The sequence below is a fragment of the Arthrobacter paludis genome (assembly GCF_056782315.1).
The window spans coordinates 56,393-83,255 of the sequence record NZ_JBXAEW010000017.1 but is presented as its reverse complement, the minus strand read 5'-3'; the positions used below and the strand labels follow the sequence as shown (position 1 = coordinate 83,255).

26 protein-coding genes are annotated in these 26,863 nt (G+C 71.7%); 8 read left to right on the top strand and 18 right to left on the bottom strand.

The annotated features are described in order from the left end of the window. Nucleotide 1 precedes the first annotated feature (1 nt). A complete protein-coding gene (locus AC1Q5D_RS14465; RefSeq protein ID WP_481739168.1) occupies nucleotides 2–1,384 on the bottom strand; it encodes an FAD-binding oxidoreductase in 1,383 nt (460 codons plus the stop codon). Between the two features lie 438 nt (nucleotides 1,385–1,822). Between AC1Q5D_RS14465 and AC1Q5D_RS14460 the strand changes: the two genes are divergently transcribed. From AC1Q5D_RS14460 to AC1Q5D_RS14435, 6 genes are all read left to right on the top strand, one after another. After that, entirely contained in the window at nucleotides 1,823–2,317 is a 495-nt protein-coding gene (locus AC1Q5D_RS14460) for a carboxymuconolactone decarboxylase family protein (protein WP_481739167.1), read from the top strand. Continuing rightward, nucleotides 2,314–3,327 (top strand): pirin family protein, encoded by a 1,014-nt coding sequence (locus AC1Q5D_RS14455; protein ID WP_481739166.1) that lies wholly within the window; start codon nucleotides 2,314–2,316, stop codon nucleotides 3,325–3,327. Before AC1Q5D_RS14460 ends, AC1Q5D_RS14455 begins: the two co-directional genes overlap by 4 nt. An 18-nt stretch (nucleotides 3,328–3,345) precedes the next feature. After that, complete coding sequence (locus AC1Q5D_RS14450) at nucleotides 3,346–3,684, top strand: GNAT family N-acetyltransferase (protein ID WP_481739165.1); 339 nt, start codon at nucleotides 3,346–3,348, stop codon at nucleotides 3,682–3,684. Nucleotides 3,685–3,940: 256 nt separating this feature from the next. After that, a complete protein-coding gene (locus tag AC1Q5D_RS14445; protein ID WP_481739164.1) occupies nucleotides 3,941–4,267 on the top strand; it encodes a hypothetical protein in 327 nt (108 codons plus the stop codon). A 69-nt stretch (nucleotides 4,268–4,336) separates the two neighbouring features. Continuing rightward, nucleotides 4,337–4,849 (top strand): DUF3800 domain-containing protein, encoded by a 513-nt coding sequence (locus AC1Q5D_RS14440; RefSeq protein WP_481739163.1) that lies wholly within the window; start codon nucleotides 4,337–4,339, stop codon nucleotides 4,847–4,849. Nucleotides 4,850–5,021: 172 nt separating this feature from the next. Continuing rightward, the gene (locus tag AC1Q5D_RS14435) at nucleotides 5,022–6,065 is read left to right on the top strand and encodes an NAD(P)-dependent alcohol dehydrogenase (protein WP_481739162.1); all 1,044 of its coding nucleotides are present in this window, start codon (nucleotides 5,022–5,024) and stop codon (nucleotides 6,063–6,065) included. Nucleotides 6,066–6,219: 154 nt separating this feature from the next. Here the strand turns inward: AC1Q5D_RS14435 and AC1Q5D_RS14430 are convergent, their stop codons facing one another. Together AC1Q5D_RS14430 and AC1Q5D_RS14425 are read right to left on the bottom strand one after the other, a co-directional pair. Then, a complete protein-coding gene (locus AC1Q5D_RS14430) occupies nucleotides 6,220–7,524 on the bottom strand; it encodes a cation:proton antiporter (protein ID WP_481739161.1) in 1,305 nt (434 codons plus the stop codon). A 144-nt stretch (nucleotides 7,525–7,668) separates the two neighbouring features. Further along, nucleotides 7,669–9,561, bottom strand: a complete 1,893-nt coding sequence (locus tag AC1Q5D_RS14425) for an FAD-binding monooxygenase (protein WP_481739160.1) — start codon at nucleotides 9,559–9,561, stop codon at nucleotides 7,669–7,671. A gap of 349 nt (nucleotides 9,562–9,910) precedes the next feature. Here AC1Q5D_RS14425 and lhgO point away from each other — a divergent pair, with 349 nt between their 5' ends. Beyond that, nucleotides 9,911–11,119 (top strand): L-2-hydroxyglutarate oxidase, encoded by a 1,209-nt coding sequence (lhgO, locus tag AC1Q5D_RS14420; RefSeq protein ID WP_481739159.1) that lies wholly within the window; start codon nucleotides 9,911–9,913, stop codon nucleotides 11,117–11,119. Between the two features lie 168 nt (nucleotides 11,120–11,287). On the opposite strand, the gene AC1Q5D_RS14415 is transcribed toward lhgO, so the two are convergent. The 8 genes from AC1Q5D_RS14415 to AC1Q5D_RS14380 form a co-directional block, all read right to left on the bottom strand. Continuing rightward, on the bottom strand, nucleotides 11,288–12,472 hold the full coding sequence (locus AC1Q5D_RS14415; RefSeq protein WP_481739158.1) for an MFS transporter: 1,185 nt from the start codon (nucleotides 12,470–12,472) through the stop codon (nucleotides 11,288–11,290). A gap of 224 nt (nucleotides 12,473–12,696) precedes the next feature. Further along, a complete protein-coding gene (locus AC1Q5D_RS14410) occupies nucleotides 12,697–13,116 on the bottom strand; it encodes a DUF302 domain-containing protein (RefSeq protein WP_481739157.1) in 420 nt (139 codons plus the stop codon). Nucleotides 13,117–13,145: 29 nt separating this feature from the next. Next, on the bottom strand, nucleotides 13,146–14,501 hold the full coding sequence (locus AC1Q5D_RS14405; RefSeq protein ID WP_481739156.1) for an MBL fold metallo-hydrolase: 1,356 nt from the start codon (nucleotides 14,499–14,501) through the stop codon (nucleotides 13,146–13,148). A gap of 94 nt (nucleotides 14,502–14,595) precedes the next feature. Then, the gene (locus AC1Q5D_RS14400) at nucleotides 14,596–15,864 is read right to left on the bottom strand and encodes an MFS transporter (RefSeq protein ID WP_481739155.1); all 1,269 of its coding nucleotides are present in this window, start codon (nucleotides 15,862–15,864) and stop codon (nucleotides 14,596–14,598) included. A 51-nt stretch (nucleotides 15,865–15,915) separates the two neighbouring features. Continuing rightward, on the bottom strand, nucleotides 15,916–16,062 hold the full coding sequence (locus AC1Q5D_RS14395; protein WP_481739154.1) for a hypothetical protein: 147 nt from the start codon (nucleotides 16,060–16,062) through the stop codon (nucleotides 15,916–15,918). Between the two features lie 30 nt (nucleotides 16,063–16,092). After that, nucleotides 16,093–16,983 carry a sulfite exporter TauE/SafE family protein gene (locus AC1Q5D_RS14390; RefSeq protein WP_481739153.1) on the bottom strand — a complete coding sequence of 297 codons (891 nt, stop codon included), beginning with the start codon at nucleotides 16,981–16,983 and terminating at the stop codon, nucleotides 16,093–16,095. A 36-nt stretch (nucleotides 16,984–17,019) separates the two neighbouring features. After that, nucleotides 17,020–17,316 carry a rhodanese-like domain-containing protein gene (locus tag AC1Q5D_RS14385; protein WP_481739152.1) on the bottom strand — a complete coding sequence of 99 codons (297 nt, stop codon included), beginning with the start codon at nucleotides 17,314–17,316 and terminating at the stop codon, nucleotides 17,020–17,022. A gap of 99 nt (nucleotides 17,317–17,415) precedes the next feature. Then, nucleotides 17,416–18,054, bottom strand: a complete 639-nt coding sequence (locus tag AC1Q5D_RS14380) for a rhodanese-like domain-containing protein (protein WP_481739151.1) — start codon at nucleotides 18,052–18,054, stop codon at nucleotides 17,416–17,418. A 71-nt stretch (nucleotides 18,055–18,125) separates the two neighbouring features. Here AC1Q5D_RS14380 and AC1Q5D_RS14375 point away from each other — a divergent pair, with 71 nt between their 5' ends. Next, the gene (locus tag AC1Q5D_RS14375) at nucleotides 18,126–18,383 is read left to right on the top strand and encodes a metal-sensitive transcriptional regulator (protein WP_481739150.1); all 258 of its coding nucleotides are present in this window, start codon (nucleotides 18,126–18,128) and stop codon (nucleotides 18,381–18,383) included. A gap of 136 nt (nucleotides 18,384–18,519) precedes the next feature. Here AC1Q5D_RS14375 and AC1Q5D_RS14370 read toward each other — a convergent pair whose 3' ends face one another. The 7 genes from AC1Q5D_RS14370 to eat form a co-directional block, all read right to left on the bottom strand. Continuing rightward, nucleotides 18,520–19,923 (bottom strand): MBL fold metallo-hydrolase, encoded by a 1,404-nt coding sequence (locus tag AC1Q5D_RS14370; protein ID WP_481739149.1) that lies wholly within the window; start codon nucleotides 19,921–19,923, stop codon nucleotides 18,520–18,522. Nucleotides 19,924–20,391: 468 nt separating this feature from the next. Continuing rightward, nucleotides 20,392–20,913 (bottom strand): hypothetical protein, encoded by a 522-nt coding sequence (locus tag AC1Q5D_RS14365; RefSeq protein ID WP_481739148.1) that lies wholly within the window; start codon nucleotides 20,911–20,913, stop codon nucleotides 20,392–20,394. 117 nt (nucleotides 20,914–21,030) lie between these two features. Further along, nucleotides 21,031–21,837: a 3-oxoacyl-ACP reductase gene (locus AC1Q5D_RS14360; protein ID WP_481739147.1), complete on the bottom strand. Its 807-nt coding sequence runs from the start codon at nucleotides 21,835–21,837 to the stop codon at nucleotides 21,031–21,033. Nucleotides 21,838–21,884: 47 nt separating this feature from the next. Next, complete coding sequence (locus AC1Q5D_RS14355) at nucleotides 21,885–23,264, bottom strand: aldehyde dehydrogenase family protein (protein WP_481739146.1); 1,380 nt, start codon at nucleotides 23,262–23,264, stop codon at nucleotides 21,885–21,887. Then, a complete protein-coding gene (locus AC1Q5D_RS14350; protein WP_481739145.1) occupies nucleotides 23,261–23,998 on the bottom strand; it encodes a gamma-glutamyl-gamma-aminobutyrate hydrolase family protein in 738 nt (245 codons plus the stop codon). Before AC1Q5D_RS14350 ends, AC1Q5D_RS14355 begins: the two co-directional genes overlap by 4 nt. Further along, nucleotides 23,998–25,410 (bottom strand): glutamine synthetase family protein, encoded by a 1,413-nt coding sequence (locus AC1Q5D_RS14345; RefSeq protein ID WP_481739144.1) that lies wholly within the window; start codon nucleotides 25,408–25,410, stop codon nucleotides 23,998–24,000. Before AC1Q5D_RS14345 ends, AC1Q5D_RS14350 begins: the two co-directional genes overlap by 1 nt. After that, nucleotides 25,407–26,837, bottom strand: a complete 1,431-nt coding sequence (eat, locus tag AC1Q5D_RS14340; protein WP_481739143.1) for an ethanolamine permease — start codon at nucleotides 26,835–26,837, stop codon at nucleotides 25,407–25,409. Before eat ends, AC1Q5D_RS14345 begins: the two co-directional genes overlap by 4 nt. Nucleotides 26,838–26,863 lie beyond the last annotated feature (26 nt).

The following is a 26,863-nucleotide window of genomic DNA, read 5'->3' as shown; positions in this document are numbered from 1 at the left end:
GTCACCCCTCCGGCGTGAAGACCTTCCCCGGGTTGAGGATCCCGAGCGGGTCGAACAGCTGCTTGATCCGCCGCTGCAGAGCGTACTGGTCCTCGCCGAGCTCGTCCTTGAGCCAGCGCCTCTTGAGCAGCCCGATCCCGTGCTCGCCGGTCAGGGTCCCGCCCAGGTCCAGCGCGGCCTGGAACATCTCGCCGGCGGCCTCCCAGATCGCGTCCGGGACCTCGTCGCCGTCGTAGACGAAGAGCGGGTGCAGGTTCCCGTCGCCGGCGTGGCAGCTGGTCGGGATCGTGATCCCGTACTTCTGCTCGATCCGGCGGATCGCCTCGTACGCCTCCGCCATCCGGTCCCGCGGCACGGCCATGTCCTCGACCAGCATCGTCCCCAGGGCCTCCAGCGCGGGGAACGCGTTGCGGCGCAGGCCGACCAGCCGCGCCGAGGCCGCCGGGTCGGTGGTGACCTCGACCCGGCCCCCGGCCTCCCGGGCGAGCCCGGCGATGAGCGCCGCGTCCTCCGCCGCGCCCGGCCCGTCGCACTGCACCAGCAGGAACGCGCCGGCCCCGCCGAACACGGGTTCGGCCGCGTACCGCTCGACGGCGTGGATTGTGTGCCCGTCCATCAGCTCCATCAGCGCCGGGACGTGCCCCCGCGCCGTGACCTCCGACGCGGCCGTGGCCGCCGCCGTCGTCCCGTCGAAGTACGCGCCCACCGTCGCCGTCGACCCCTGGGGGAGCGGGGTGAGCTTCAGCGTCGCCTCGACCACGATGCCGAGCGTGCCCTCGGAGCCGATCATCAGTGCGCAGACGTCGTACCCGGTGACGCCCTTGACCGTGCGGTGCCCGACCGACAGCAGCGTCCCGTCCGCCAGCACCACCTTCAGCGCGAGCACCGCTTCCCGGGTCACCCCGTACTTCGCGCACAGCAGCCCGCCGGCGTTCATCGCGATGTTCCCGCCCACCGTGGAGATGTCCTTGCTCGCCGGGTCCGGCGCCCACCACAGCCCGTGCGCGGCCAGTTCCCGGTTGAGGTCGCCGTTGAGGATGCCGGGCTGGACGACGGCGAGGCGGTTCTCGGCCGAGACCTCCAGGATCGCGTCCATGTCCATGAGGGAGAGGACGATCTCGCCCGGCCCCGCGATCGCCCCGCCGGCGAGGCCGGTGCCCGCCCCGCGGGTGACGAGGGGCGTGCGGTACTCGGAGGCGATCCGGCAGGCGGCCTGCACGTCCTCGATGCTGCGTGCGCGGATGGCGGCCAAGGGCGCGCCGGCCGAGCGGTGGCCGGAGCGGTCGGCGGTGTACGCGGCGAGGGCGGCGGGGTCGGTGTCGACCACGCCGGGCAGGGCCGCCTCGAGGGCCTCGACGACGGTGGTGCTCTGCGCGATGGTCATGGGTCCTCGCTGGTCCTTTCGGCGGCGCTGCCGGGTTCGGGGGTGCTGGGTCCATCCAACCGTTCGGTGTGACGGGGGTCAAAAGCGGACGCCCGGCGGGTGCCTGCGGACGAGGCGCCCCGCCGCGCACGAGACGCCCCGCCGTGGACGAGAACACCCGGCATATCGGGGCGTTTCGCACCGAGCGGGGTATGTCGGCCGGGACGGGTCGTTTGGCACCGGGCGGGTCGCTTCAACACGGGTCCGCAGGTGACGTGCGGCACGCGGACTGGCGGAGGCGGGGCCACGGGAGCAGGTTGCTACTGTATGCGTTTGCATATAAAGGACCGTTGGTGGGCCGCGCGTTCGCCTCCGGCCCTTGACCACCGCCACCCGCCGATGTGTGCTGGCAGTCCGCGCACCCGCGTGGCCCAGCGCGGCTTCGTCCCAAGGAGTCCGATGTCCGACCGCTTCTACCTCGACAAGTCCGACCCCGCGAGCTGGCGGGCGCTCAACGGCCTGGGGCTGAAGGTCGCCACGGCGGCCGAGGAGGCCGGCATCCCGCGCGCCACCGTCGAGCTGGTCAACCTGCGCGTCTCCCAGCTGAACCAGTGCGCCTACTGCCTGTACCTGCACACGCGCTACGCCCGCGACGCCGGCGTCCCGGAGCAGCAGCTCGCCCTGCTGCCCGTCTGGCGCGAGGCCCCGGTCTTCGACGACACCGAGCGCGCCGCCCTCGCGATCGCGGAGGCCACCACGGACCTGCCGCACGGCCCGGAGCGGGCCGAGGAGATCGTCGCGGTCCGCCGCCACCTCACGGACGAGCAGTTCTCCGCCCTGCAGTGGGTGGCCGTCACGATCAACACGTTCAACCGGATCTCCATCCTGTCCCGCCACGCCGTCCGCCCCCGCAAGCCCGCGGCGGCCCCCGCCCGCGAGGAGGCCAGCGCATGACCAACCTGGAAGCGCACCCGGAGGCGCTGCTATGCCGCGAGAGCGAGGCGCCCGCCGCCGTCGTCCTCCCGCCGCGCGACGTGCCGCTCGGCGGCCCCCGCGCCATGACCGTGCGCCGCACGCTGCCGCAGAAGCAGCGCAGCCTCATCGGCGCGTGGTGCTTCGCCGACCACTACGGGCCCGACCGGATCGCCGAGTCCGGCGGGATGCGCGTGCCCCGCCACCCGCACACCGGGCTCGCCACCGTGAGCTGGCTGTTCACCGGCGGCGTCTCCCACCTGGACTCGGCCGGGTTCCGCGCCGACGTGCGGCCGGGCGAGCTGAACCTGATGATCGCCGGGCGCGGCATCTCGCACCAGGAGTTCTCCACCCCGGACACGAAGGTGCTGCACGGCGTCCAGCTCTGGTACGCGCTGCCGGACGCGACCCGGCACATGGCCCCGACGTTCGAGCACCACGTCCCCGAGCCCGTGCTGCGGGACGGCGCCGAGCTGCGCGTCTTCATCGGGTCCCTGGCCGGGGCCGCGTCACCCGTGGACACGCGGACCCCGCCGCTGCTGGGGGCCGAGGTGCTGCTGCGGCCCGGGGCGCGGCTCGAGCTCGAGGCCGATCCCGCGTTCGAGTACGGGGTGCTGGTGGACACCGGCGCCGTCGAGCTGAACGGGGCCGCCGTGCCGGTGGACCACCTCGCGTTCCTGCCGCCGGGGCAGCGCTCGCTCGTGCTCGAGGCCGGCGAGGGGCCGGTGCGCCTGCTGCTCCTCGGCGGCGAGCCGCTGGGGGAGCAGATCGTCATGTGGTGGAACTTCGTCGGGCGCACGCACGACGAGGTGGTCGCCTACCGCGCCGCGTGGCAGGCGGAGATCGGGGCGGAGCCCGGCGCGGGCGGCGCGGGGGACGACGGTGGCGCCGCGCAGGGGGCACCCGAGCGGTTCGGCCCCTACCCGCCGGGGGAGCCTGCCCCGCTGCCCGCGCCCGTGCTGCCCAACGCCCAGTTGCGCCCGCGCGGCTGACCGACCGAGGAGGAGACCATGGAACCCCACGACATCACGATCCAGAACAACCCCGACCGCCGCCGCTTCGAGCTGCTCGACGGCGACGCCGTCATCGGCAAGGCCCACTGGGTCGACTACGACGCCGGCGGCGTGCCGCAGCGGATCTTCCACCACACGGTCGTCGACGACGCGTACGGCGGCCAGGGGCTCGGGTCGAAGCTGGCCCGCGCGGCCCTCGACGGGACCATCGCGGAGGGGCGGAAGATCGTCCCGGTCTGCCCCTACATCAAGTCCTGGCTCGGCAAGCACGACGAGTACGCGGAGAACACGGTGGCCGTGCGGCCGGAGCACCTCGAGGCGGTCCGGGCAGGATGAGCCGTGGTCGCGCGGAAGCACTTTTCGGGGAGACTTCTCGGGTGCAGAACCAGACTGAGTGGTTCAGGATGGGGACGGCAAGCTTGTACGTGGCGAGTCGGTAGCGGTTCGTGAACGTGTCTGTGGTAGTTGCAGTTAGGGGCCTCCGTGTCTACCATTAATCACGGTAGCTAGGGATGAAATAGTTCCCCGAGCACCAATTCGAGAAACCCACGCCACGGCGTGGGTTTCTGCGTTGTGGGGAATAATCGGCCCCATGCTCTTGGCGTACATCGATGAGATCGGCGAAACCGGTGCTTTCGTTGGACGTGACCACCCTCGGTTCAATACGAGCCCTGCATTTGGGTATGCCGGGTTCATCGTCCCAGCCGACACCGCTCGACGCTTCGGCGCGAGCTTTCATGCCGAAAAGGCGAGCTTGTTCCGTACAGAGATTGCGCAGGCGGAGCACGCAGGCCGGTGGGAGCGCAAAGGCGCAGACATTTTCCGCCCGGACACACCGGCGCGATTTCCTCAGCAATTGCGGGTGTTCGACGCTTTGGTGCGGACTGTTCGCAGCTTTGGGGGCCACCTGTTCTACTAGGCGGACGAGAAGCAACTGGGGACCCCGAAGCAAACAAGTCTCGATCCGGCCAAACGCGAGACCGCGGCGATGCAAGAGACTTTGAACAGGATTGCGCGCCATGCTGAATCTCGCGATGCCTACGTCATGGTCATGATTGATCAGATCAATGAGAAAACCCGTGCTGCGCGACTCCCGGTCATGTACGGGCACATTCTCGGTCGTGCCGCTGAACATCCCGAGATGCGCCGCATTATTGAACCGCCAATGCATGTGGATAGCCAGTTGAGCGCCAATATCCAGTTCGCCGATTGGATCGCGGCATGCCTCACAAGGGCGATCGATTACCAGCTGATACTGGACTCGTCCTACAGCTGGGTGGCCGATAGGGGCAAACTGAAGTCAGTACGCGGTGCCTTTACGCACGAATCCAAGCTTCACCTCTGGAACCGCAGCGTGGCGGACCTTCACCACTCCGAAATCTTTCATGCAGAGCGGGTTGTCCATCCGGTGCCGCAGGGGCAAACACTCGGAGGATCTGTTGATCCTCAAGTCCTCCGACGTATTAAGGCGGCCGCGGAACGCGCTGCCAGTAGCGGCTGACACGGGCGCCCCACCCGTTGGTCTGGCTCCAAGGGCTGAATGAGCAAGCATGCGTCGCTTTTCTCGGCCCATCGGAGTGCCCGCCGGGGCTCCCCTCTGGGGGGACTCCCGATCGGGGCGGAGGGCGTGATGGACTAGGCGAGTCGATCCACCCCCAGCTTCAGGAGACCCCTTGCTGACTGTCAACGCCTATGCCGCACCCGCCGAGAACGCGCCGCTGGAGCCGACGACCGTCGCCCGCCGCGACGTCGGCCCGAACGACGTGCTCATCGACATCGCCTACTCCGGCATCTGCCACTCCGACATCCACACCGTCAACGGCGACTGGGGCCCGCAGTCCTACCCGCTGGTCCCCGGCCACGAGATCGTCGGGACCGTCGCCGAGGTCGGGGCGGACGTGACCCGGCACCGCCTGGGGGACCGCGTCGGGGTCGGCTGCATGGTGAACTCCTGCGGGCAGTGCACGAACTGCCGCAACGGCGACGAGCAGTACTGTTCCCAGGGCTCCGTGCCCACCTACGGCGGCACCGACCGCGACGGCACGGTCACCCAGGGCGGCTACTCCACGCACGTCGTCGTGGACGCGGACTTCGTCCTGCGCGTGCCGGAGTCCCTCGACTACGCCGCCGTCGCCCCGCTGCTGTGCGCCGGCATCACCACCTACTCCCCGCTGCGCCGCTGGAAGGCCGGCCCCGGGAAGAAGGTCGCGATCGTCGGGATGGGCGGGCTCGGCCACCTGGCCGTGAAGATCGCCCACGCCCTCGGTGCCGAGGTGACCGTCCTGTCCCAGACCCTGAAGAAGCAGGAGGACGGGCTGCGCCTGGGCGCCGACGACTTCCGCGCCACCAGCGACCCCGAGACGTTCACGGACCTCGCCGGCCGGTTCGACCTCATCGTCAACACGGTCAGCGCGAAGATCGACGTCGACGCCTACCTGGGCCTGCTCGCCGTCGACGGGACGCTCGTGAACGTCGGGGCGCCGGCGGACCCGCTGAGCCTGAACGTCTTCTCCCTCATCGGCGGGCGGCGCTCGTACGCGGGCTCCATGATCGGGGGCATCGCCGAGACCCAGGAGATGCTGGACTTCTGCGCCGAGCACGGGATCGTCCCGGAGACCGAGCTCATCGCGGCGGACCGCATCAACGAGGCCTACGAGCGGGTGCTCGCCTCCGACGTGCGCTACCGGTTCGTGATCGACGCGGCGACGCTGGCGTAGCCGACGGGCGCCGGCGGGCCAGCGCCCGTCGGCCGGCTCCGTGGCACGCTGCCAGCGGGGACGGCCGTCAGGCGTGCCCGGGACGGGGGCAGCCACGAACCCCGCGGGTCCTGCGTGCCGGGACGAGAACGCGAGGGCGCCGCGCCACTGCCCCTCAGACCGCGGTCCGGGGCGCCTGCCCCTCGTCCCCGAATTTCCGTCGGGCCTCGCGCCGGCGGGCCCGGTCGAGCCGGGTCATCGCCGGGGCCGCGGTCACGCCGTGCAGCACGACCGACAGGGAGACGACCAGTCCGACGAAGGCCCAGAGCCCTTCGGCCTCCCCGGCGAAGCCGCCCTCGCCGAGCGCGTAGGCGAGGTAGTACAGGGAGCCGATGCCCCGGACGCCGAAGAAGGCGAGGGCGAACCGCTCCCGCGGCCCGGTCTTCCCCCGGGCGAGGGCCACCCACCCGGAGGCGGGGCGCAGCACCAGCAGGAAGACCAACGCCGCCAGGAACTCCGGCCAACCGACTCCATGCAGCAGCCCCCGCGCTACGGCCCCTCCCAGCAGCACCAGGATCACCACGGTCAAGAGGCGCTCGAGCTGCTCCACGTAGCTGTGCAGGATCCGGTGGTAGCCGTGCGTGTGCTCGGCCGCACGGATGGTGACGGCGCAGACGAAGACCGCGATGAACCCGTAGCCCTCGATCATCTCGGCGAAGCCGTAGGCCAGGAAGGTGGCCGCCAGGGCCACGAAGCCCTGCGAGTGCTCGGCGAGCCGGGCGTTCTTGAGCCGCGGGGAGAAGAACACCGTGGCCATGAGCCGGCCCGTGCCGAACCCCACGAGCAGGCCGGCGGCGAGCCGCCACAGGACATCGACGGCGATCCACTCCGGGAACCAGGCCTCCGGGGCGGTGCCCACGACGCTCAGGGCGATCGCGAGGTAGACGAACGGGAACGCGAGCCCGTCGTTCAGGCCGGCCTCGGAGGTGAGCCCGAACCGCAGCTCGTCCTCCCGGTCCGCGTCCTTCTCCTCGTCCGCGGGTTCGCCCACCCGCACTTCGGAGGCGAGCACGGGATCCGTGGGCGCCAGGGCGGCGGCGACGAGTAGGGCCGCGGCGAGGCCCAGCCCCAGCAGCCACAGCCCCAGCAGGGTCAGCCCGAGGATGCACAAGGGCATGGCCACGCCGAGCATCCGCCAAGTCGTGGCCCACCGGCGCCGGCCGAAGGGCCGGTCGAGGGACAGGCCCGCGCCCATGAGCGAGACGATCACGCACACCTCGGCAAGGTGTGTGGCGAAGGCGCCGTGCCGGATCGGGTCGGGATCGGGCAGCCGGTCGAGCAGGCCGAAGGCGAGCGCGCCGGCCGCCAGAAAGACCATCGGCATCGAGACGGGTGCGCGGCGCAGGAGCCGCGGGAGGATCGCGGCCGCGAAGACCGCCGCCCCGGCGGCCGCGTACGTGACGCTCGGCGGTTCGAACATTCGCGTTCCTCCGGTTCCTCGCCGCCGAGCCTAGACCGGCGGCCGCGGGGCTGGAAGAGGGAGCGGGCCTCTCGCCGGCCGAACGGCAAGGGGGTGGGCCGGGGCCGAAGCCCCGCGCCCACCCCCCCTCCCGGGTTCCTGCGGCTACGCCTGGCGCGCCGGCACGAGCGGCGCGAAGAACGCGGCCAGCTCGTCCTTGGCGGACAGCGGCAGGATGTTGGCCACGTACTGGTCCGGGCGGACGACGACGACGACCCCGTCGCGGCTCAGCCCGCGGGCCTCCCAGATGTTGTCCTCCGGGTCCACGCCGTAGACCTTGTTCAGGTCGGTCAGCCGGAACGGGCCGACCTCGGGCTTGAACACGTCCGGGACCGCGTTGATGTCGACGTCGGTGTGGTCCTGCTGGTAGACGACCTTGACGTCGAACCACGCGTCATCGTCGCCGCCGGCCGGGGTCGCGGCGAGCGGGGACTCCGGCGAGTTTCTCAGCCACTCGGCCAGCTCGGTGGTCGGCGACTCGGCGCCGGCCTTCGCCGGGTCGGCGAAGACGTAGATGCGCCAGCGGCCGTCGGCCTTGTGCTGGTGGCCGAGGTGCAGCGGGTTCGTGTCGGAGACGCGGCGCACGACCGAGGACTTGAAGCGCTTGCCCATCGGGAAGCCGGTGGCCAGCTCTTGGTGCTTGGTCTCGGCCGTGATCAGCGACGGCGTGTACTCCGTCATGAAGCCGGCCGGGAACTCGGCGGTGCGGACGTAGAAGTCCTCGAGCTCGGAGGGGCTGGAGAACTCCTCCGGCTTCTTGGCCATCATCGTCGACCATTCCTTGTCGAAGTCGATGAGGTTCTTCGCGACGACCTGGCGCTCCGCCGAGTAGGTGTCCAGCAGGGACTCCGGGCTGCGGCCCTCGAGCACGTGGCCCAGCTTCCAGGCGATGTTGAAGCCGTCCTGCATGGAGACGTTCATGCCCTGGCCGGCCTTCGCGGAGTGCGTGTGGCAGGCGTCGCCGGTGATGAACACGCGCGGGGTGCGGTTGCCGCGCTGCTCCGGCAGGACGTCGTCGAAGCGGTCCGTCAGGCGGTGGCCGACCTCGTAGACGCTGGACCAGGCCACGTCCTTCACCTCGACGGTGTAGGGGTGGACGATCTCGTTGGCCTTCTTGATGATCGTCTCGATGCTGGTCTTGCGGATGGCGCCGTTGTCGTTCTCCGGCACGACGCCGAGGTCGACGTACATGCGGAACAGGTGGCCGCCCTCGCGCGGGATGTGCAGGATCGAGCCGCCGTCGTGGGACTGGATGGCGCACTTGAGGCGGATGTCCGGGAAGTCGGTCTTGGCGATGACGTCCATGACGCCCCAGGCGTGGTTGGCGGCGTCGCCGCGCAGGTGGCAGCCGATGGCGGCGCGGACCTTACTGCGGGCGCCGTCGCAGCCGATGACGTACTTGGCGCGCACGGTGCGCTCGGTGCCCTCGTCCTCGCCGGCGCTGCGCTTGAGCTGCACCGTGACCGGGTACTCGCCCTCGGCGGCGACGTCCAGGCCGAGGAACTCCCAGCCGTAGTCCGGGGTGAGGCGGGTGGGGGACTGGGCGGCGGCGCGGGCGAAGAAGTCCAGCACGCGGGCCTGGTTCACGATCAGGTGCGGGAACTCGCTGATGCCGTGCGGGTCGTCGTCGGCGCGCGCGGTGCGGATGATGTTCTTCGGGTTCCGCGGGTCCGGCTTCCAGAACGCCATCTCCGTGATCCGGTACGCCTCCGCGGTGATCTCCTCGGCGAAGCCGAACGCCTGGAACGTCTCTACGCTGCGGGCCTGGATGCCGTCCGCCTGGCCGATCTCGAGGCGGCCGGGGCGGCGCTCGATGATGCGGGTGGTGACGTTCGGGAACTGGGCCAGCTGGGCAGCCGCCAGCATGCCGGCCGGGCCGGATCCGACGATCAGGACGTCGACCTCGTCGGGGAGCTCCTCGGGGCGGTCCAGGCCGACGCCGGCGGCGGGCTGGATGCGGGGATCGCCGGACACGTAGCCGTGATGGTGAAACTGCACGGGCTTTCCTTACTTCGAGGTGCCGTCTGCACCGGCACTGGCTGTTCGATAATAGAACTTGTCGTTCGATTATCGAATTATGGGCTGTGATGAAAACTGTACGGCAAGCATGACGCAGCTAACAAGCGGGGGATTCGCTTTCCGCAATGCGCCCGCGGGGGCCGGCCCGGACGGCGGCGGGGGACGCCGGGGACACATGCGACGCCGTGGGCCGCCCACTCCGCGGCGTGTCCCGGTCGACACGCCGCACGGCACTGGGGCGGCACCGCGGCATGTGTCCCAGGCGTCCCCGGCGGGGATGGCGGTCGCGTCTTAGGGTGGGGGAAACCCCCGGGACGAAGGAGCGGCGATGGGCGAGCGGATCGGAGTGGTCGGCGGCGGGATCGTGGGCGTGGCGATCGCCCGCGCGCTGGCGCTGGCCGGCGCGGAGGTCACGGTCCTGGAGAAGGGGCCGCGCCTCGCGGCGCACCAGACCGGACGCAACTCCGGCGTCGTCCACGCGGGCCTCTACTACCGGCCCGGCTCGCTCAAGGCCCGCCTGTGCGCGCGGGGCCGGGCGATGACGCGCGAATACTGCGAGGAGAAGCGCCTGCCCTACCGGGAACTGGGCAAGCTCGTGGTGGCCCTCGACGGCGGCGAGGTCCCGCGGCTGGACGACATCGAACGCCGGGCCCGCGCCAACGGGGTCCCCGGCCTTCGGCGCATCGGGCCCGCGGAGCTGCGGGAGATCGAGCCGCACGTCGCCGGCGTCGCGGCCGTGCATTCCCCGCGCACCGCCGTCGTCGACTACTCCGCGATCACCGAGGCGATGGCCGCCGACGTGCGCGCGGCCGGCGGCCGCGTCCTGCTCGGCCACGAGGTCACCGGGATCGCGGGCGGGCCCGGTCGGGTGGTGGTGACGACGACGGCGGGGCGACACGCGTTCGACCGGCTCGTGGTGTGCGCCGGGCTGCAGTCCGACCTCGTGGGGCGGATGGCCGGGGCGACGCAGGGACCGCGCATCCTGCCCTTCCGGGGCGAGTACTGGACGCTGGCTCCCGAGCGCCGGTCCCTGGTCCGCGGGCTGGTCTACCCGGTGCCGGACCCGCGCTTCCCGTTCCTCGGCGTGCACTTCACGCGCGGGGTGTACGACGACGTGCACGTCGGCCCCAACGCCGTGCCCGCCCTGGCCCGGGAGGGCTACCGGTGGCGGGACGTGTCGCTGCGGGACACGCTCGGGTCCCTGACCTGGCCCGGAGCCCCGGCCTTGGCCCGGAAGCACTGGCGGATGGGGGCCCGCGAGGTCGCCGCGTCCCTGGCCAAGCCCCTGTACTTCCGGGACGCCCGCCGGTTCATCCCCGAGCTGCGCCCGTCCGACCTGGCCGCCAAGGCCCCGGCCGGCGTGCGCGCCCAGGCCTGGGACCGCGACGGGACCCTGCTCGACGACTTCCGGATCAGCCAGGTCCACGGCGTCGTGGTGCTGCAGAACGCGCCCTCGCCCGCGGCGACATCCGCGCTGGCGATCGCCGAATACGTCCTGCGCGAGCGGCTGTTCGACCCGACGGCCCGCTGGGACTGAGGGCCCCGGCCCCGCACCGGTGGTAGGCCCCGGCCCCGCGCCGGTGGTGGGGACGCCTGGGACACATCCGCCGTTGCGCGCGGCTCACTCCACGGCGTGTCCCGGGAGACACGCCGCGCGGCACCGGGACTGCGCGGCGGCATGTGTCCCAGCCGTCCCGGTGGCCGTCTACCGACGCTCCGCGAGCCGCGCCGCGAGCAGGCCGCCGACCGTGAACGCCAGGGTCGCCGTGAGGACCAGGGCCAGCGGGGCGGACCACCCGCCCGTGAGCGTGTTCAGCCAGCCGGCCAGGGGTGGGGCCGCCGTCGCGGCCAGGTACCCGCCACCCTGGATGCGCGCGGAGGCCGAGGCGGCCTCGGCATCGCTCCCGGAGATCCGCGGGATGATCGAGAAGATCGCCGTGAACCCGCCGCCCTGCGCGACGCCGCCGACGATGGACCAGAGCACGTAGGCCTCGGGGGCCGCCAGCAGCCCGATCGGCAGGGCGATCCAGCAGACGGCGACGGCCGCCATCGGTGTCCACGCCCGGGTGCGAGCCGCGAGGAGCGGGACGCCGAAGGCGCCGACGATCGCGGCGACCTGGAACAGCGACGCGGCCGCGCCGGAGGCGGCCAGGGACAGGCCGCGGGTCTCGTTGAGCATCAGCGGCAGCCACGCCGTCGTGGCGTAGTAGGCGGCGGACTGCCCGCAGAACGTCAGGACCAGCAGCGCGGTGATCCGGCGGTTGCGCGCGGACCGCGCGGAGGCGTGCTCCGTGGCGGCCGCGGCACCCGGGCCGTCGGGGGAGGGGCGCGCCGCCGTCGTACTCCTAGGACGCGGGGCGGCGGCGGGCGCGGCCGCGCGGCGGCGCATCCGCAGGAGCCAGTAGCCCAGCCCGACGGCGGTCACCGCGCCCCACGCGGCGATCGCCCACCGCCAGCCGACGGCGGCCGCGAGCGGCGCGGTGCCGAGCAGCGTGGCCATGGAGCCGATGTTCATCGTCGCCGAGTACGCGCCGGTGGCGGCGGCGACCCGGTTCCACGGGACGTCGCGGCGGATGATCACCGGGACCGCGATGTTGCCCAGCGTCATGGCCGTGCCGATGAGGACGGTCCCCGCCATGACGACCGACGCGGGACCGGCCGACCGGATGACCGTGCCCGCCAGGACCCCGGCCAGGCACAGGACGACGGTCGCCTCGGCCCCGTAGCGGCGGATGGTGCGGGTGGCCAGCGGGGTCGCGACCGCGAAAAGGAGGACCGGCAGGCCGGTGAGCAGGCCCGCGCCGATCGCGTTCAGTCCGGTGCCGGCCTGGATCTCTCCGATGACCGCGGTCGGGGCGATGATCGGGGCCCGCAGGCTCAGCGCCACCATGACGATCCCGGCAAGCACCCACGGCAGGGCGGTGCGCGGGGCTGGCAGGCGTGGCGTGGCGGGCTCCTTGGGGGGCGGATGGGGTCTAGAGAGCACCCTATGACACGCGACGGGGGTGTCCCACCACGGGATCCGCCCCAGGTGCCGGAGCTTCGGCCGGGGCACAGCAGGAAGGCCAACGACCTGCCGATGCCGTCGGATTCGGGGTGGACGCGCTCAATCCGTCATTCGGGGCGTCGAGTGCCGATGACGTCCAGGGCCGCTCGGAGTCGTGCGTCGGCGTCGTGGGCGACTTCGCGGACGGCGTCGGTGCCGCTGAGCTGGACCATGGTCTGGGGGTCGATGGTTTCCACGGTCGTTTCGTTGGCGCCGGGGGCGCGGCGGACGACGACGTTGCACGGTAGGAGCGCCCCGAGTTCGGGTTCCGCGCCGAGGCCGCGTTGGGCGAGTTGCGGGTTGCAGGCGCCGAGGATGATGTAGTCGCCGATGGCATCGCCAGCGTCCTGTCCGAGCTTCTTGGCGAAGGTGGCTCTGACGTCGATCTCGGTGAGGACGCCGAATCCCTGGTCGGCGAGGGCGCTGCGGGTGCGCTCGACGGCATCGGCCCAGGGGAGGGGAGTGGTCGTGCTGTGGGTGTAAGGCATGGGGCTCCTTTGGCGTTGGCGGTCGCGGGTCAATTTTCTCCGGTGAGGGGTAATCCGGCTGCTTCGGCGTCGGCGTAGGCGGCGTTGATGTGCACGACGTCGCGGCCGGCGCGCTGTAGGAGGCTGCAGGCGACGGCGGCGCGGTAGCCGGACCCGCAGTGGACCCAGAGCCGGCCCGCGGGGGCCTCGTCGAGCCGGTCCGGGAGTTCGTGCAGTGGGATGTTCGTTGCGCCGCGGAGGTGGGAGGCGTGGTGTTCGTCGGTCCGCCGCACGTCGAGGACGGGCTCCGTGGCGGGGCGTTCCCGGACCTGGTCCCAGTCCACGCTGGGGTAGGACGAGGTCGGGGCTCCGGGAGCGAGCGTTTCGGGGCCGTCGCCGATCGCGGCGTTGGGGTTGTCGACGCCGATGCGGGAGAGGTCGCGGATGGCCTGTCGGATCTCGGCGCGCTCCCCGACCAGGGTCAGGGGCCGGCCCCGGGGCATGAGCCAGCCGAGGTAGGTGGTGAAGTTCTTTCCGTCCCCGTATTCGAAGCCGAGGCTGCCGCTGAGGTGGTTTCGGGCGAAGGCCACGCGGTGGCGCAGGTCCACCACCCATTCGCCCGCGGCGAGGCGGCGCTGGAGCTCGTCGGCGTCGAGGGGCCTGGGGACGTCGAGTTGGGCGGGGCCGGGGCCGCTCCGGTTGGCTGCACCCATGTGGGCGTAGTAGGAGGGGTAGGCGGTGAGGTTGTTGATCAGTTCCTGGACGAAGTGTTCCTCGTCGTCGTCGGTGAGCGCGTGGTTGGTGCGCTTCTGCTCGCCCAGGGTGGAGTGGTCGGTGTGGGTGGAGGGACCCGAGGAGCAGAACGAGCCGAAACCATGGGTCGGGTAGAGGTCCGCGGTCTCGCGGGCCTCCCGGGCCAGGCGGTGGGCGGAGGCGTACTGGTCGTGGGTGAGCCCGACGGTGTCGGAATCGTCGACGAGGTCGGTGCGGCCGACGGATCCATAGAGCAGGCTTCCTCCGGAGAAGACGGCCTGTTGGGCGCCGTCGGTGACGATGTAGGAGAGGTGGTGGTGGGTGTGCCCGGGGGTGGCGACGGCCCTGACCTCGAGGCGTCCGACGCGGACGGTGTCCCCGTCGCGAATGGGGGTGCGCTCGAAGTCGACCTCGTCCGCGGCGTTGACGAGGTAGGCGGCACCGTGCGTCCGGGCCAGGTGCAGTCCTCCGCTGAGGTAGTCGTTGTGGATGTGGGTCTCGGCGACGTGGGTGATCGTGACGCCGGCGTCGGCGATGGCCTTCTCGACGCGGTCGGTGTCGCGCTGCGGATCGACCACCAGCGCGTGGTGGCCGTCGTGGACCAGGTAGCTGCGGTCGCCCAGCGGCGCGGTCTCGATCGTGGTGACTTCCATGGCGAGCACTCCTTCCGGAACTGGGGCTGCGGCCACGGTACCCCCGGTGCGTCGGCACCGGGAAGGGCATCCGTAGACACCCGCCGGGGTATGGCTAGGCGTGCGCGGTGCGGCCTGGCAGTGTCTCGTGCAGCCTGACGGCGACCACCGCGGCGGTGCCGGCGCTGAGAGCGGCGGCCACCCAGACGGCGGCGTTGAGGCCGAGGAGGTCCGCTGCGGCACCGCCGAGGACGGCGCCGGCCACGTACCCCAGGTCCCGCCACACGCGGTAGATGCCAACGGCCCGCCCGCGCCAGGCCGGGTGGGCGGTATCGCCGATGACGGCGAGCAGTGTCGGGTAGACCAGTGCGGTGCCTGCGCCGAGCAGAACGGTCCCCCAAGCCCAGTGGCCGAATCCGTCGCCGAGGGCGATGAGGCCCAGGGCGGCCGCCTGGAGCGCCATCCCGGCGGTGATCGGCGGTTTGCGGCCGATGCGGTCCGACAGGGCTCCGGTGGCCAACTGCCCGGCTCCCCACACCGCGGGGTAGAGGGCGAAGAGCAGGGCGGTCTGCCCCACGGGAAGGCCCGAGGCCGCGAAGAGGAGGGGAAAGACGCCCCAGGCGAGTCCGAAGTTGAGGTTGTTCACCAGCCCGGCCAGGCTCGCGGAGGACAGGGCAGAGTCCCGCAGGCTGGTGCGGGCGACGATGTCCCGGGTGCCGAGCCCGGCGTCGGGGTGGTCGGTTCCTCCTGCCGGGGAGGCCGCCTCGAGGCGGGCGTGGTCCCTGGTTTCGCGGACCAGGGCGGCGGAGAGGGCGAGGCCGAGGACGGCGTAGAACAGGCCGACCAGGAACGGTGCGGGGCGCAGCCCGTGTGTTGCGGCGAGGTGGCCGGCCAGGAGCGAGGTGGCGGCGACGGCGCCGTAGCCCGCGGCCTCGTTCAGTCCCATGGCCAGGCCGCGCCGGGACGGTCCGACGAGGTCGATCTTCATCACGACGGTCGTGGACCAGGCCAGGCCCTGGTGCAGGCCCAGCAGGACGTTGGCGGCCACGATCCAGCCCCAGTCGGGGGCCCAGATGAGCATCGGGGGCACGGGCAGGGCGAGGACCCAGCCCGCCAGCAGGACCGGTCGGCGCCCGTGCCGGTCCGAGAGCACCCCGGCAGCGTAGTTGGCCGCGGCCTTGGCGAGGCCGAATGCGGCCACGTAGGTGAACAGGAACGTGTACCCGGTAAGCCCGAAGTCCTGTTGGGCCAGCAGGGGCAGCACGGTCTGCTGCTGGCCCACCATCGCGCCGACGAGGGCGTTCACGGCCACGAGCAGGGCGAACTGCGCGGCGTTGGCGCGTAGTCCCAAGGCGGGCGGGTGTCCCGTGGCGGAGTTGTTCATGCGGGGGCTCCTGGCGGCGGTCGGCACGGATCAGCGGGCGGGGGCGGGTGCCTAGGCCGGTGGGCTCCGCTGCTGGTCGAGTGTGGCCCGGACGTCGTCCATGTCCAGGGCCCTGGCGGCGGTGATGACCTGCTGGAGGCCGGCGGCGGGCAGCGCGCCGGGCTGGCTGAAGACTTGGATGCCGTCGCGGAGGGCCATCGGTGTCGGGATGGAGGTGATGCCGGCGGGTTAGTGGTTGTCGCCCGGTGCCGGCGCGGGGGAGGCCAGTGCCTTGCGCAGGGGGCAGCCGGGAACGGCGAACCGGCAGAGCGCGGCGGCGGCCGCGAGGGCGGCGGCGGCGATGCCGACGACCAGGTTGGCGGGGGAGGGGAGTTCCTGCATCAGGACGAAGACGCCCATGGCGAGGACGAAGACCCCGAATCCCTTGCGCAGGGCGGTTTCGGGGATGCGCCCGGCGAGGCGGGCACCGATGAAGGAGCCGAGGATCGCCGCGACGGTGACCGCGCCGACGAGGGCCCAGTCGAGGGTGACGGTGGTGAGGTAGCCGCCGAGTCCGGCGAAGGACTTCAGGGCGATCACCACGAGCGAGGTGCCGACCGCGACCGGCATGGACAGGCCGCCGAGCAGTGCGAGGGCGGGCACGACGAGGAAGCCCCCGCCGGCTCCGACGAGACCCGTGACCAGGCCGACGACGAGTCCCTCGAGGACCACCTTCAGGACGGGCAGTTCGCCGTCGCGGGCCTTTTGCGTGGGGGTCTTGCGGCCGCGGATCATGGCGATGGAGGTGGCGACCATCATGAGGGCGAAGGCGAGCATCAGGACGGTGCCGGGGATGTGTCCGCCGAGCAGTCCGCCGCCGAAGGCCCCGGCCATGCCGGCCACGCCGAAGACCAGGCCGGTGCGCCACTTCACGCGTTTCTTCCGGGCGTGGTCGACGGCGCTGACCGCGGAGGTCGCGCCCACGACGAAGAGCGAGGCGGCGATGGCCTCCTTGGGCGACAGGCCGGCCACGTAGGTGAGGATCGGGACGGTGAGGATGGACCCGCCTCCGCCGAGCAGGCCGAGGGAAACGCCGATGAGGACGGCGAGCAGCAGCGTCAGGGCAAGGGTGAGGGTCATGTGTGGGTTCCTGTGTCTTTGCCGGCGGGGCCGGTCCTAGGCGGTGGGCAGGCCGGCGCGCTGCCAGGCGCTCATGCCGCCGGCCATGGTGTCCGCCCGGTACCCCGCGGCGTTCAGGGCGTCGGCGACGCGGGCGCTGCGGTTGCCGCTGCGGCAGACGACGATCACCGGGCGGGTGGCGTCGATCTCGCCCAGGCGTTCGTTGAGCTCGCCCATGGGGATGTGCAGGGCTCCGGGGATCGTGCCCTCGGCAACCTCGAAGTCCTCGCGGACGTCAAGGAGCTGCTCGGCGCTGCGCCGCGCGTCGGTTTCACGGATGTCGATTTCGCTCATGGGTTTCTTCCTTTGTCGTTGCTGGTGGATGGGGGGCCGCGCGGCCCCGGTCTATTGGCCCGGTCCGGAGGCCGTCCCGGGGGACGTCCGGCGGGTGGTCTACTTCCGGTGCGGCAGCTGGCCGATGGCGGTGCGGACCGTCGGTTCGGAGGCGGTCTTGTTCCACGGCATCTTGGCCAGGGCCTGGCCCATGGCGCAGGTGTTGGTGGCGGCGGAGAAGGTCAGGCCGGTGCCGATCGCCCCCGCGAGGACGCGCAGCTTCGGGGAAACGAGCTTGCCGGCGACCAGACCGGCGACCACGAGGGACCCCGCGACCATGCGCACCTGGCGTTCGAGGTCCCAGCGCTGGGCGCCGCGGACCACGTCGCCCCCGGCTGCGGCGAACCCGGGGACGCCGCCCGCGAGGACCAGTGCCGTGCCGATGCCGGCCCCGTCGAGGCGGGTGCGGGCCTGCTCGGCGCGGACGCCGGACTGGCAGACCAGGACCACGCGGCTGCCGAGGCGCTCGGCGAGCTCGTCGGTGTGCTCGGAGAGCAGGGGCAGCGGCACGTTGTAGGAGCCGCGGATGTGCATGGTCTCGAACTCTGCGGCGGAACGGACGTCGATGACGATCAGGTCCTCGTGGCGGGTGATCCACTCGCGCAGGGTCTGGGCGTCGAGGTCGGTCACGGTGGGGGTTGCGGAGGACAAGGGGGCCTCTTCCTGTCGAGAGAATGTGTCCCCAGAAGTCTGCCACATACCCCCATGGGTATGCAATACACCCTAGGGGGTATAGAATTGGATCAACTCAGGACCACAGGGAGGCACCGATGCAGCTGGACACCACAGAACTCAAGCCCGTCGTCAACCGGCTCAAGCGGGCCCAGGGCCAGCTGGCCGCCGTCGTCCGCATGCTGGAGGAGGGCCGCGACTGCAAGGACGTCGTCACCCAGCTCTCCGCCGTCTCGAAGGCCCTGGACAGGGCGGGCTTCGCGATCATCGCCACCGGCCTGGAGCAGTGCCTGGCCAGCGAGGACAACTCCATGGACAAGAAGGACCTGGAGAAGCTCTTCCTCTCGCTGGCCTAATCCGGGACTGGCGGCACGCAGGAGGGCGCCCCGCATCGTGCGGGGCGCCCTCCTGCGTGTCCGGGGCCGGGCGCCCCGCTTCGAGCGGGGCGCCCCTTGCCTTGCGGCCTGCCCGCCGTGGCCGGCGCGGAGGGGGTTATGCGTCGGCCGGCTGCGAGGCCTTCCAGTCGGACCAGGCGGCGTAGCTGCCGTCCAGTTCGACGACGTCGTGGCCTGCGCGGCGCAGCGCGCTGGCGGCGACCGAGTTGCGCACGCCGCTTTGGCAGTAGGTCACGATGGTCCCGCCGGCGGGCAGCTGGTCCTGGTGCCACAGCACGCGGCCGGCGCTGAGCTGGCCGGATCCGGGGATGTGTCCCTCGGAGTGCTCGGTCTTGTTGCGCACGTCCAGCACCAGGGCGGCGTCGAATCCCTCGAGTTCCTCGGGCTGGACCAGGCGCGGGGTCTGCAGTGGCAGGCCCTCGAGCCCGGTGACGTAGCCGGTGACCTTGTCGATGCCGACGCGGACCAGGTGGTCCCACATCTCCTGCGCCTGTTCCTGGTCGCGGGCGAGCAGGACCAGGGGGCGGTGGTCGCTCTCGGGGTCGATGGCCCAGGCGCCGAAGCTGGCGAATTTGCTCCCGGCGGGGATGTTGACGGATCCCGCGACGGTGCCGCCGTGGACCTCGTTGTTCGGGCGGGTGTCGACGAACGTCGCCGCGTCCCGCTCAAGGTCCCGGGCGACGTCGATGGCGGAAAGCTCCCGGAGCGGTGCGCGTTCGCCGACCACCTCGGGGCCGAGCCGGTTCTGGCGCTTCATGCGCCCGAAGTAGGCGTGCGCGTCCGGCTGGCCGTCCAGCAGCTCCCTGATGAAGCCCTGCTCGTCGTTGGCCGCGAGGTAGGGGGCCCACCACGCGTGGAGCCGCTCGTATCCCACCGTGGTGGAGGGGATGGCGCCCAGCGCCTTGCCGCAGGCGCTGCCGGAACCGTGCCCCGGGTACACCTGCACGTGGTCCGGCAGGGAGAGGAACCGGTCCCGCAGGCTGGCGAACAGCTGCTTGGCGCCCTCGAAGCGGGTGTCGGTCCCGCCAGCGGCCTCGTCCAGCAGGTCTGGCCGCCCCAGGTCGCCGGCGAAGACGAAGTCGCCGGAGAGCAGGTAGCCCGGCTCGTCGGCGAAGGCGCCGTCGGTCACCAGGAAGGACAGGTGCTCCGGCGTGTGGCCGGGGGTGTGAACGGCCCGGATGGTGATGTTGCCAATCGAGATCTCGTCCCCGTCGCGCAGCCGCCGTCCCTCGAAGCCGTACTGCCAGTCGTCTCCGCCCTCGCCCGAGACGTGGATCCCGGCGCCGGTGGCGGCAGCCAACTCCCGGGTCCCGGACAGGTAGTCCGCGTGGATGTGCGTCTCCGTCACGGCCACGATCCTCATGCCGTTGGCCTCGGCCAGTGCGAGGTAGGGCGCGGTGTCGCGCCGGGCATCGACCACCACGGCCTCGCCCTTCCGCTGGCAGCCGATGAAGTAGCTCGCCTGGGCGAGGTCCTCGTCGTAGATGCGCTCGAGCAGCATGTGTTCCTCCTGATGTTGGCGCTTTCCCGTCGATTATTACCCCTAGGGGTATACCGCGTACTATCGAGGATAATACCCATGGGGGTATGACGCAAGTGCCGTGGGCCCCGGTGGGCGTAGCGACTGCGCGCGCCGACCGCACGGCGGTCCAACCAACAAGGAGGTTCTGATGTGCCGGATCGCAACCTGCGACAGATGTGGCAAGGCGACGTGGACCGGGTGCGGCAACCACGTCGAGCAGGTGATGGGCAACGTGCCCCAGGGCCGTCGTTGCACCTGTGGGCACGGCGGTAGCCGAGGAAGTGGGGCGACGCCTGAACCGGGGCCGTTAGGAAGGTGGTTCACCCGCGTTTTTGGCAGGCGAACGGCTCCCCTCAACCATCGCTCTCACCAGGGCCGGCAGGAAGCCGCTCTTGCCCTTCAGTCTGGCGCCATCGTCGGCTTCGGGCGGGACACCCCCGGTCCCGCTCAGCCAAGCAGCCGGATCTTCTCCACCTCGAACGCCGGAACCGTCGTGTTCCCGCCGATCTGCGTGTCGTAGCTGTACGAGCCGACGACGGTCACCGTGACCTCGACCTCGTCGTCGGTGATGAAGTCGTCGAGGACCGGGCAATCGGCGTCCCCGTCCCCGGCCGTGAAGATCGAGTTGTGCTCGTAGTCCCACGTGTCCGCCATGTTCTGGTGCGCCACGTTGGCCCGGAAGTTGCACTGGCCGGTGGCCGAATCGAACTGGGTGATCTCCCCGTAGACCACGAGCGTCTCGTCCGCGTGCGCGTCCGGGTCCTTCACCAGCAGGGCGAGGTCCCGTGCGGAGACCGGCTGAGCGTTCTCGACGCGTTGCTTGCGCTCCGCCGCGGCCCGCGACACCTCGGCGGCCGACGCTGAGGCCTCCGCTGCCAGGGCCGCCTCCCGAGACGAGACGGCCGCCGCTTCGGACGCGGACGACGACGCGTTGGCGCCCTCCTCGACCGCGCCGCCGTTCCCCCTCATGATTGCGTTGGTGCCGGCCCGAACGGGCCAGCGACTCCGACGCTACGAGGGGACACCGACAGTTTGGGAAACGCGCCAGGGCCCGGACCGCCAGCGGCCCGGACCCTGGGGCAGCCCCTACAGGGGCGTCACGTACGCGCCGGCGATCCCGCCGTCGACCAGGAACTGGCTGGCCGTGATGAACGACGAGTCGTCGGAGGCCAGGAACGCGACCGCCGCGGCGAGCTCCTCCGGCTCGGCGAAGCGGCCCAGCGGCACGTGCACCAGGCGGCGCGCGGCCTTCTCCGGGTCCTTGGCGAACAGCTCCTTGAGCAGCGGCGTGTTCACGGGGCCGGGACACAGCGCATTGACCCGGATGCCCTGCCGGGCGAACTCGACCCCGAGCTCGCGGCTCATGGACAGGACGCCGCCCTTGGAGGCCGAGTAGGAGATCTGGGACGTCGCGGCGCCCATGACGGCCACGAACGACGCCGTGTTGATGATCGAGCCCCGGCCCTGGGCCTGCATGTACGGGATCACGTGCTTGCAGCAGTAGTAGACGCTGGTCAGGTTGACCTCCTGCACCTTGCGCCAGGCCTCGATCCCGGTCTCGAGGATGGAGGCGTCGTCGGCAGGGGAGATGCCGGCGTTGTTGAAGGCGATGTCGACGCTGCCGTGGGCCTCGTGGGTGGCCCGGAAGAGCTCCTTGACGTCGTCCTCCACGGTGACGTCCGTGCGCACGAACATCCCGCCGACCGCGTCGGCGGCCTCCTTGCCGCGGACGTCGTCGCAGATGTCCGCGATGACGACGTCCGCGCCCTCGTGGGCCAGGCGCTGCGCGGTCGCGAAGCCGATGCCGGAGGCGCCTCCGGTGATCACGGCGCTGCGCCCCGCGAGGCGGTTGGTGACGAGCCCGTTGTACGGGGCGGTGGGGTCGTTGGTCATGGTGTGCTCCTTCTGCTGTTGCTGGGGGACGACGGCGGGGCGCCGCGTCAGTCGGTGGTGGAGATGAAGACGTTCTTGGTCTCGCTGAACGCGGCCAGGGCGTCGGGCCCGAGCTCCCGGCCCAGCCCGGACTGCTTGAAGCCGCCGAACGGCGTCGAGTACCGGACCGAGGAGTGGGAGTTCACGGACAGGTTCCCGGCCTCGAGCCCCCGGGAGACGCGCAGCGCCCGGCCGACGTCGCGGGTCCAGATGGAGCCGGAGAGCCCGTACTCGGAGTCGTTGGCGATGCGCAGGGCGTCCGCCTCGTCCTCGAACGGGACGACGGCGACGACCGGGCCGAAGATCTCCTCGCGCAGCGCGGGGGCGGCCGGGTCCCGGGGGGTGAGCACGGTCGGCGGGAACCAGAAGCCGCCGTCGTCGGGGGCGGTGCCCTGGAAGGCGACGTCGGCGCCCAGGCGGGCCCCGCCGTCGTACACGTAGGACGCGACCTTGTCCCGGTGGGCGGCGGAGATCAGCGGACCCATCTGGGAGGCGGGGTCGGCGGGGTCGCCGACCCGGAACCCGGAGACGGCCGGCTCGAGCAGGGACAGGAAGCGCTCGTACGCGCTGGCCTGCACGAGGATCCGGGAGCGCGCGCAGCAGTCCTGGCCGGCGTTGTCGAACACGCCCCCGGGCGCGCTCGCCGCGGCCTGCTCCAGGTCGGCGTCGGCGAAGACGATGTTCGCGCTCTTGCCGCCCAGCTCCAGGGTCACCCGCTTGACCTGCTCGGAGCAGCCGGCCATGATCCGCTTGCCCACGGCCGTGGAGCCGGTGAAGACGACCTTCCGCACGGCCGGGTGGGTCACGAAGCGCTCGCCGACCACCGAGCCCTTGCCCGGCAGGATGGTCAAGACGCCCTCGGGGAGTCCGGCCTCGCGGGCCAGCTCCCCCAGGCGCAGCGCCGTCAGCGGCGTGAGCTCCGCGGGCTTCACGACGACGGTGTTCCCCGCGGCCAGCGCCGGGGCGAACCCCCAGGCCGCGATCGGCATCGGAAAGTTCCACGGCACGATCACGCCCACGACCCCCAGGGGTTCGTGGAACGTCACGTCGACGCCCCCGGCCACCGGGATCTGCTGCCCGAGGTGGCGCTCCGGCGCCGCGGAGTAGTACTCGATGACGTCCCGGGCGTTGCCGGCCTCCCAGCGGGCGTTGCCGATGGTGTGGCCGGCGTTGGCGACCTCGAGCCGGGCCAGGTGCTCGATGTCGGCGTCGACGGCGGCGGCGAACCGCCGCAGGAGCCGCGCGCGGTCCGCGGGGGCGACGGCGCGCCACGACTCGAACGCGGCGGCCGCGGCGCCGATGGCGCGGTCGGTCTCCTCGAGCGTCGTGAGCGGGACGTCCCGGAGGGGGAGTCCGGTCGCGGGGTTCAGGACGGTGTGGGTGCTCATGCGTGGCTCACCTCGCGGTTGCTGTGGATGGTCGCGGCCTCGACGAAGGCCTCGAAGAGGCGGGCGTCGCCCGGGTTCTCCTCGGGGTGGAACTGGACCCCGAGGGCCCAGCCGGGGCGGGCCGGGGCCTCGACGGCCTCGATGGTCCCGTCGGCCGCCCACGCCGTGGCGCGCAGGCCGTCGGCCAGGCGGTCGATGGACTGGTGGTGGTAGCACGGGGCGGACGCGGCGGGCCCGAGGATGCCCTCCGCGAGCGAGCCCGGGGCCGTGGTGAAGTCGACGCTGCCGAACACGCCGGGCGCCGGCTGGTAGTTCGACCCGGCGGGCAGGTCCGGGACGTGCTGGTGCAGGTTCCCGCCGAGCGCCACGTTGAGGATCTGGGCGCCGCGGCAGATGGCGAAGAGCGGCAGGCCCGCCTCCAGCGCCGCCCGGGTCAGGGCCAGGTCGTGGTCGTCGCGGTCGGGCTGGGACAGCGTCGTCGGGTGGGCGGGGGCGCCGTAGTTCGCCGGGTCCACGTCGACGCCGCCGACGACGATGAGCCCGTCGAGCGCGTCGAGGACCGAGGGGTCGGTGCCCACGGGCGGCAGGAGCAGGGGCGTGCCCCCGGCCCGGACGACGGCGGTGACGTAGTTCCCGGGGACGATCGCGGCGGTGTTGTTCCACACGCCCCACGATGCGGTCTGCCAGTAGGTGGTGAGTCCGATGCGCGGCCGGCGCGCGGTGGCGGCCGCCATCAGTGGCGCTCGAATCCGCGGCGGACTTCCCAGTCCGTGACCGCAGCGTTGAACTGCTCGAGCTCGACGTCCGCCGCGTGCGTGTAGTGCTGCACCACCTGCTCTCCGAAGACCTGCTTGGCCACCGTCGAGGCGGCAAACAGCTCCCGGGCCTCGGCCAGCGTGCGGGGCACGTGCTCGGCCGTCGACTCGTAGGCGTTGCCGTCGACGCGGTCCGGGAGCGCGAGCTCGTTCTCGACGCCGTACAGGCCGCCCGCCAGCATCGCCGCCAGGGCCAGGTACGGGTTCGCGTCCGCACCCGGGAGCCGGTTCTCCAGCCGGGCGGCGGCGCCGGAACCGACGAGGCGTACCGAGCAGGAGCGGTTGTCGATCCCCCAGGCGACTGCCGTGGGCGCGAAGGAACCCTTCGCGAACCGCTTGTAGGAGTTGACGTTCGGGGCGTAGAGGAGCGTGAACTCGCGCATCGTGGCGAGCACGCCGGCGATGAAGTGGTCGTACGTCGCGCTGCGCGTCTGGCGCTCCGCGTCCCAGAACGCGAGCCCACCGTCCAGCCCCCGCAGGGACATGTGGATGTGGCACGACGAGCCCTCGCGGGGGTTCGGCTTGGCCATGAACGTGACGGACTGCCCGCGCTGGGCCGCCATCTGCTTCGCGGACAGCTTGTAGAACGAGTGGTTGTCGGCGGTCGTGACGACGTCGTCGTAGCGGAAGGCGATCTCGTGCTGGCCGAAGTTGCATTCGCCCTTGGCCGACTCCACCACCATCCCGGCCTCGAACATGGCGTTGCGGACGTCCCGCAACAGCGGCTCGACGCGCATCGAGCCCAGGATCGAGTAGTCGACGTTGTGCAGGTTCGCCGGGACCAGGTTGGCGTACGAGCCGTTCTGGGCGTCCTCGTAGCTCGTGTTGTAGAGCATGAACTCGAGCTCGGTGCCGGCGAGGGCCTGGAACCCGAGCCCGCCGGCGCGGGCCCGCTGGGCCTGGAGGATGCCGCGCGGGGAGACGGCCACCGGTTCGCCCGAGGTGTAGGAGAGGTCCGACTGGATCATGACCGTCTTGTCCAGGTAGGGCACCCGGCGGACGGTGTCGAGGTCCAGGTCGAAGACCATGTCCCCGTAGCCGGTGTCCCAGCTCGAGACCGCGTACCCGTCCACCGTGTTCATGTCGGTGTCCACCGCGAGGAGGTAGTTGCACGCCTCGGCGCCGTGGTCCAGGACGGAGTCGAGGAAGAAGCCGCCGTGGACGATCTTGCCCTGCAGGCGGCCCTGCATGTCGGTGAAGGCCAGGATCACGCTGTCGATCTCGCCGGCCCGGATGCCGTCGCAGAGCTGGTCTCGGGTGAGCAGTTTGTCGTTGCGGGGGTGGTTCATCGTGGTCCTCGGTGTCGTGTCGGTCATCAGCGGTGCGGTCATTTGAGGGTCTTCTCCGTTTCGGCGAGGAGCGCGAACTCCTCCTCGGGGGCGTTGGCGACCAGGCGGTGCCGGCTGTAGAACCAGAAGTAGGCGAGGGCGGCGGCGAAGACGGCGGCGGTGATGGTCGCCGCCAGGACGTCCACGACGAAGGTCGCCACGAGGGCCACGACGGCCAGGGCCAGCGCCACACCGGTGGTCGCGGTGCCGCCCGGGGTGCGGTAGCCGCGCTCGAGGTGCGGCTCGCGGACGCGGAGCATGATGTGGCTGAGGTTCAGCAGCACGTAGGAGAGGGTGGCGCCGAAGACGGCGATGTTGATCAGGAGACCGCCGTTGCCGGTGGCGGCGGCGAGGATGAACCCCACCGTGCCGGGCACGACCAGGGCCACCCACGGGGTGTGCCGGCCGGTGGTGACCGAGAGGAACCGCGGCAGGTAGCCGGCGCGGGACAGGGCGAAGAGCTGGCGCGAGTACGCGTAGATGATGGAGAAGAAGCTGGCGACGAGCCCGGCGAGCCCGGCGTAGTTGACGATGTCGGCCAGGACGGGGTTGCTGACCGCCCGCAGCGCCTCCGGCAGCGGCGAGTCGGAGCCGGCCATGGCGGCGGCCCCGGCGGTGCCCGGGACCAGGACCAGCATCGCGGCCCCGGAGACGATCAGGATCATCATGGCGCCGATGATGCCGCGCGGCATGTCCCTGCGGGGGTCGGCGGACTCCTCCGCCGCCAGCGGGACGCCCTCGATGGCCAGGAAGAACCAGATGCCGAACACCAACGAGGCCAGGACGCCGGAGAAGCCGAAGGGCAGGAACGCGCTGGAGCCGGCCGAGCCGTCGGGGACGATGTCGAAGAGGTTGGCCGCCTCGAAGTGCGGCGCCAGCCCGACGGCGGTGATGACGAGCGCGACGACGGCGATGGCGGTGATGCCGAACATGACCTTCAGGGCCTCGCCGACGCCCCAGATGTGCAGGCCGATGAAGACGACGTACGCCACGAGGTACACGGGCCAGGAGTTGGTCATGCCGAACAGCCCCAGCGCCTCGATGTAGCCGCCGATGAAGGTGGCGATGGCGGCGGGGGCGACGGCGTACTCGATGAGCACGGCCATGCCCGTGGCGAAGCCGCCGAGGGGGCCGAGGGCCCGGCGCGCGAAGCCGTAGCCGGCGCCGGCGGTCGGGAGCGTGGAGGACATCTCGGCCAGCCCGAAGACCATGCAGGTGTACATGATCCCCATGAGCACGAACGCGATGAGCAGGCCGCCCCATCCGCCCACGCCGAGGCCGAGGTTCCAGCCGGAGAAGTCGCCGGAGACGACGTAGGCGACCCCCAGCCCGGCCAGAAGGACCCAGCCCGCGGCGCCGCGTTTGAGCTGGCGGTGCTTGAGGTAGTCGTGGTCGACGCTTGCGTAATCGATGTGGGATGTCCGTGCCATGGAAGCCTCACTGCCAGCGGAGGAAG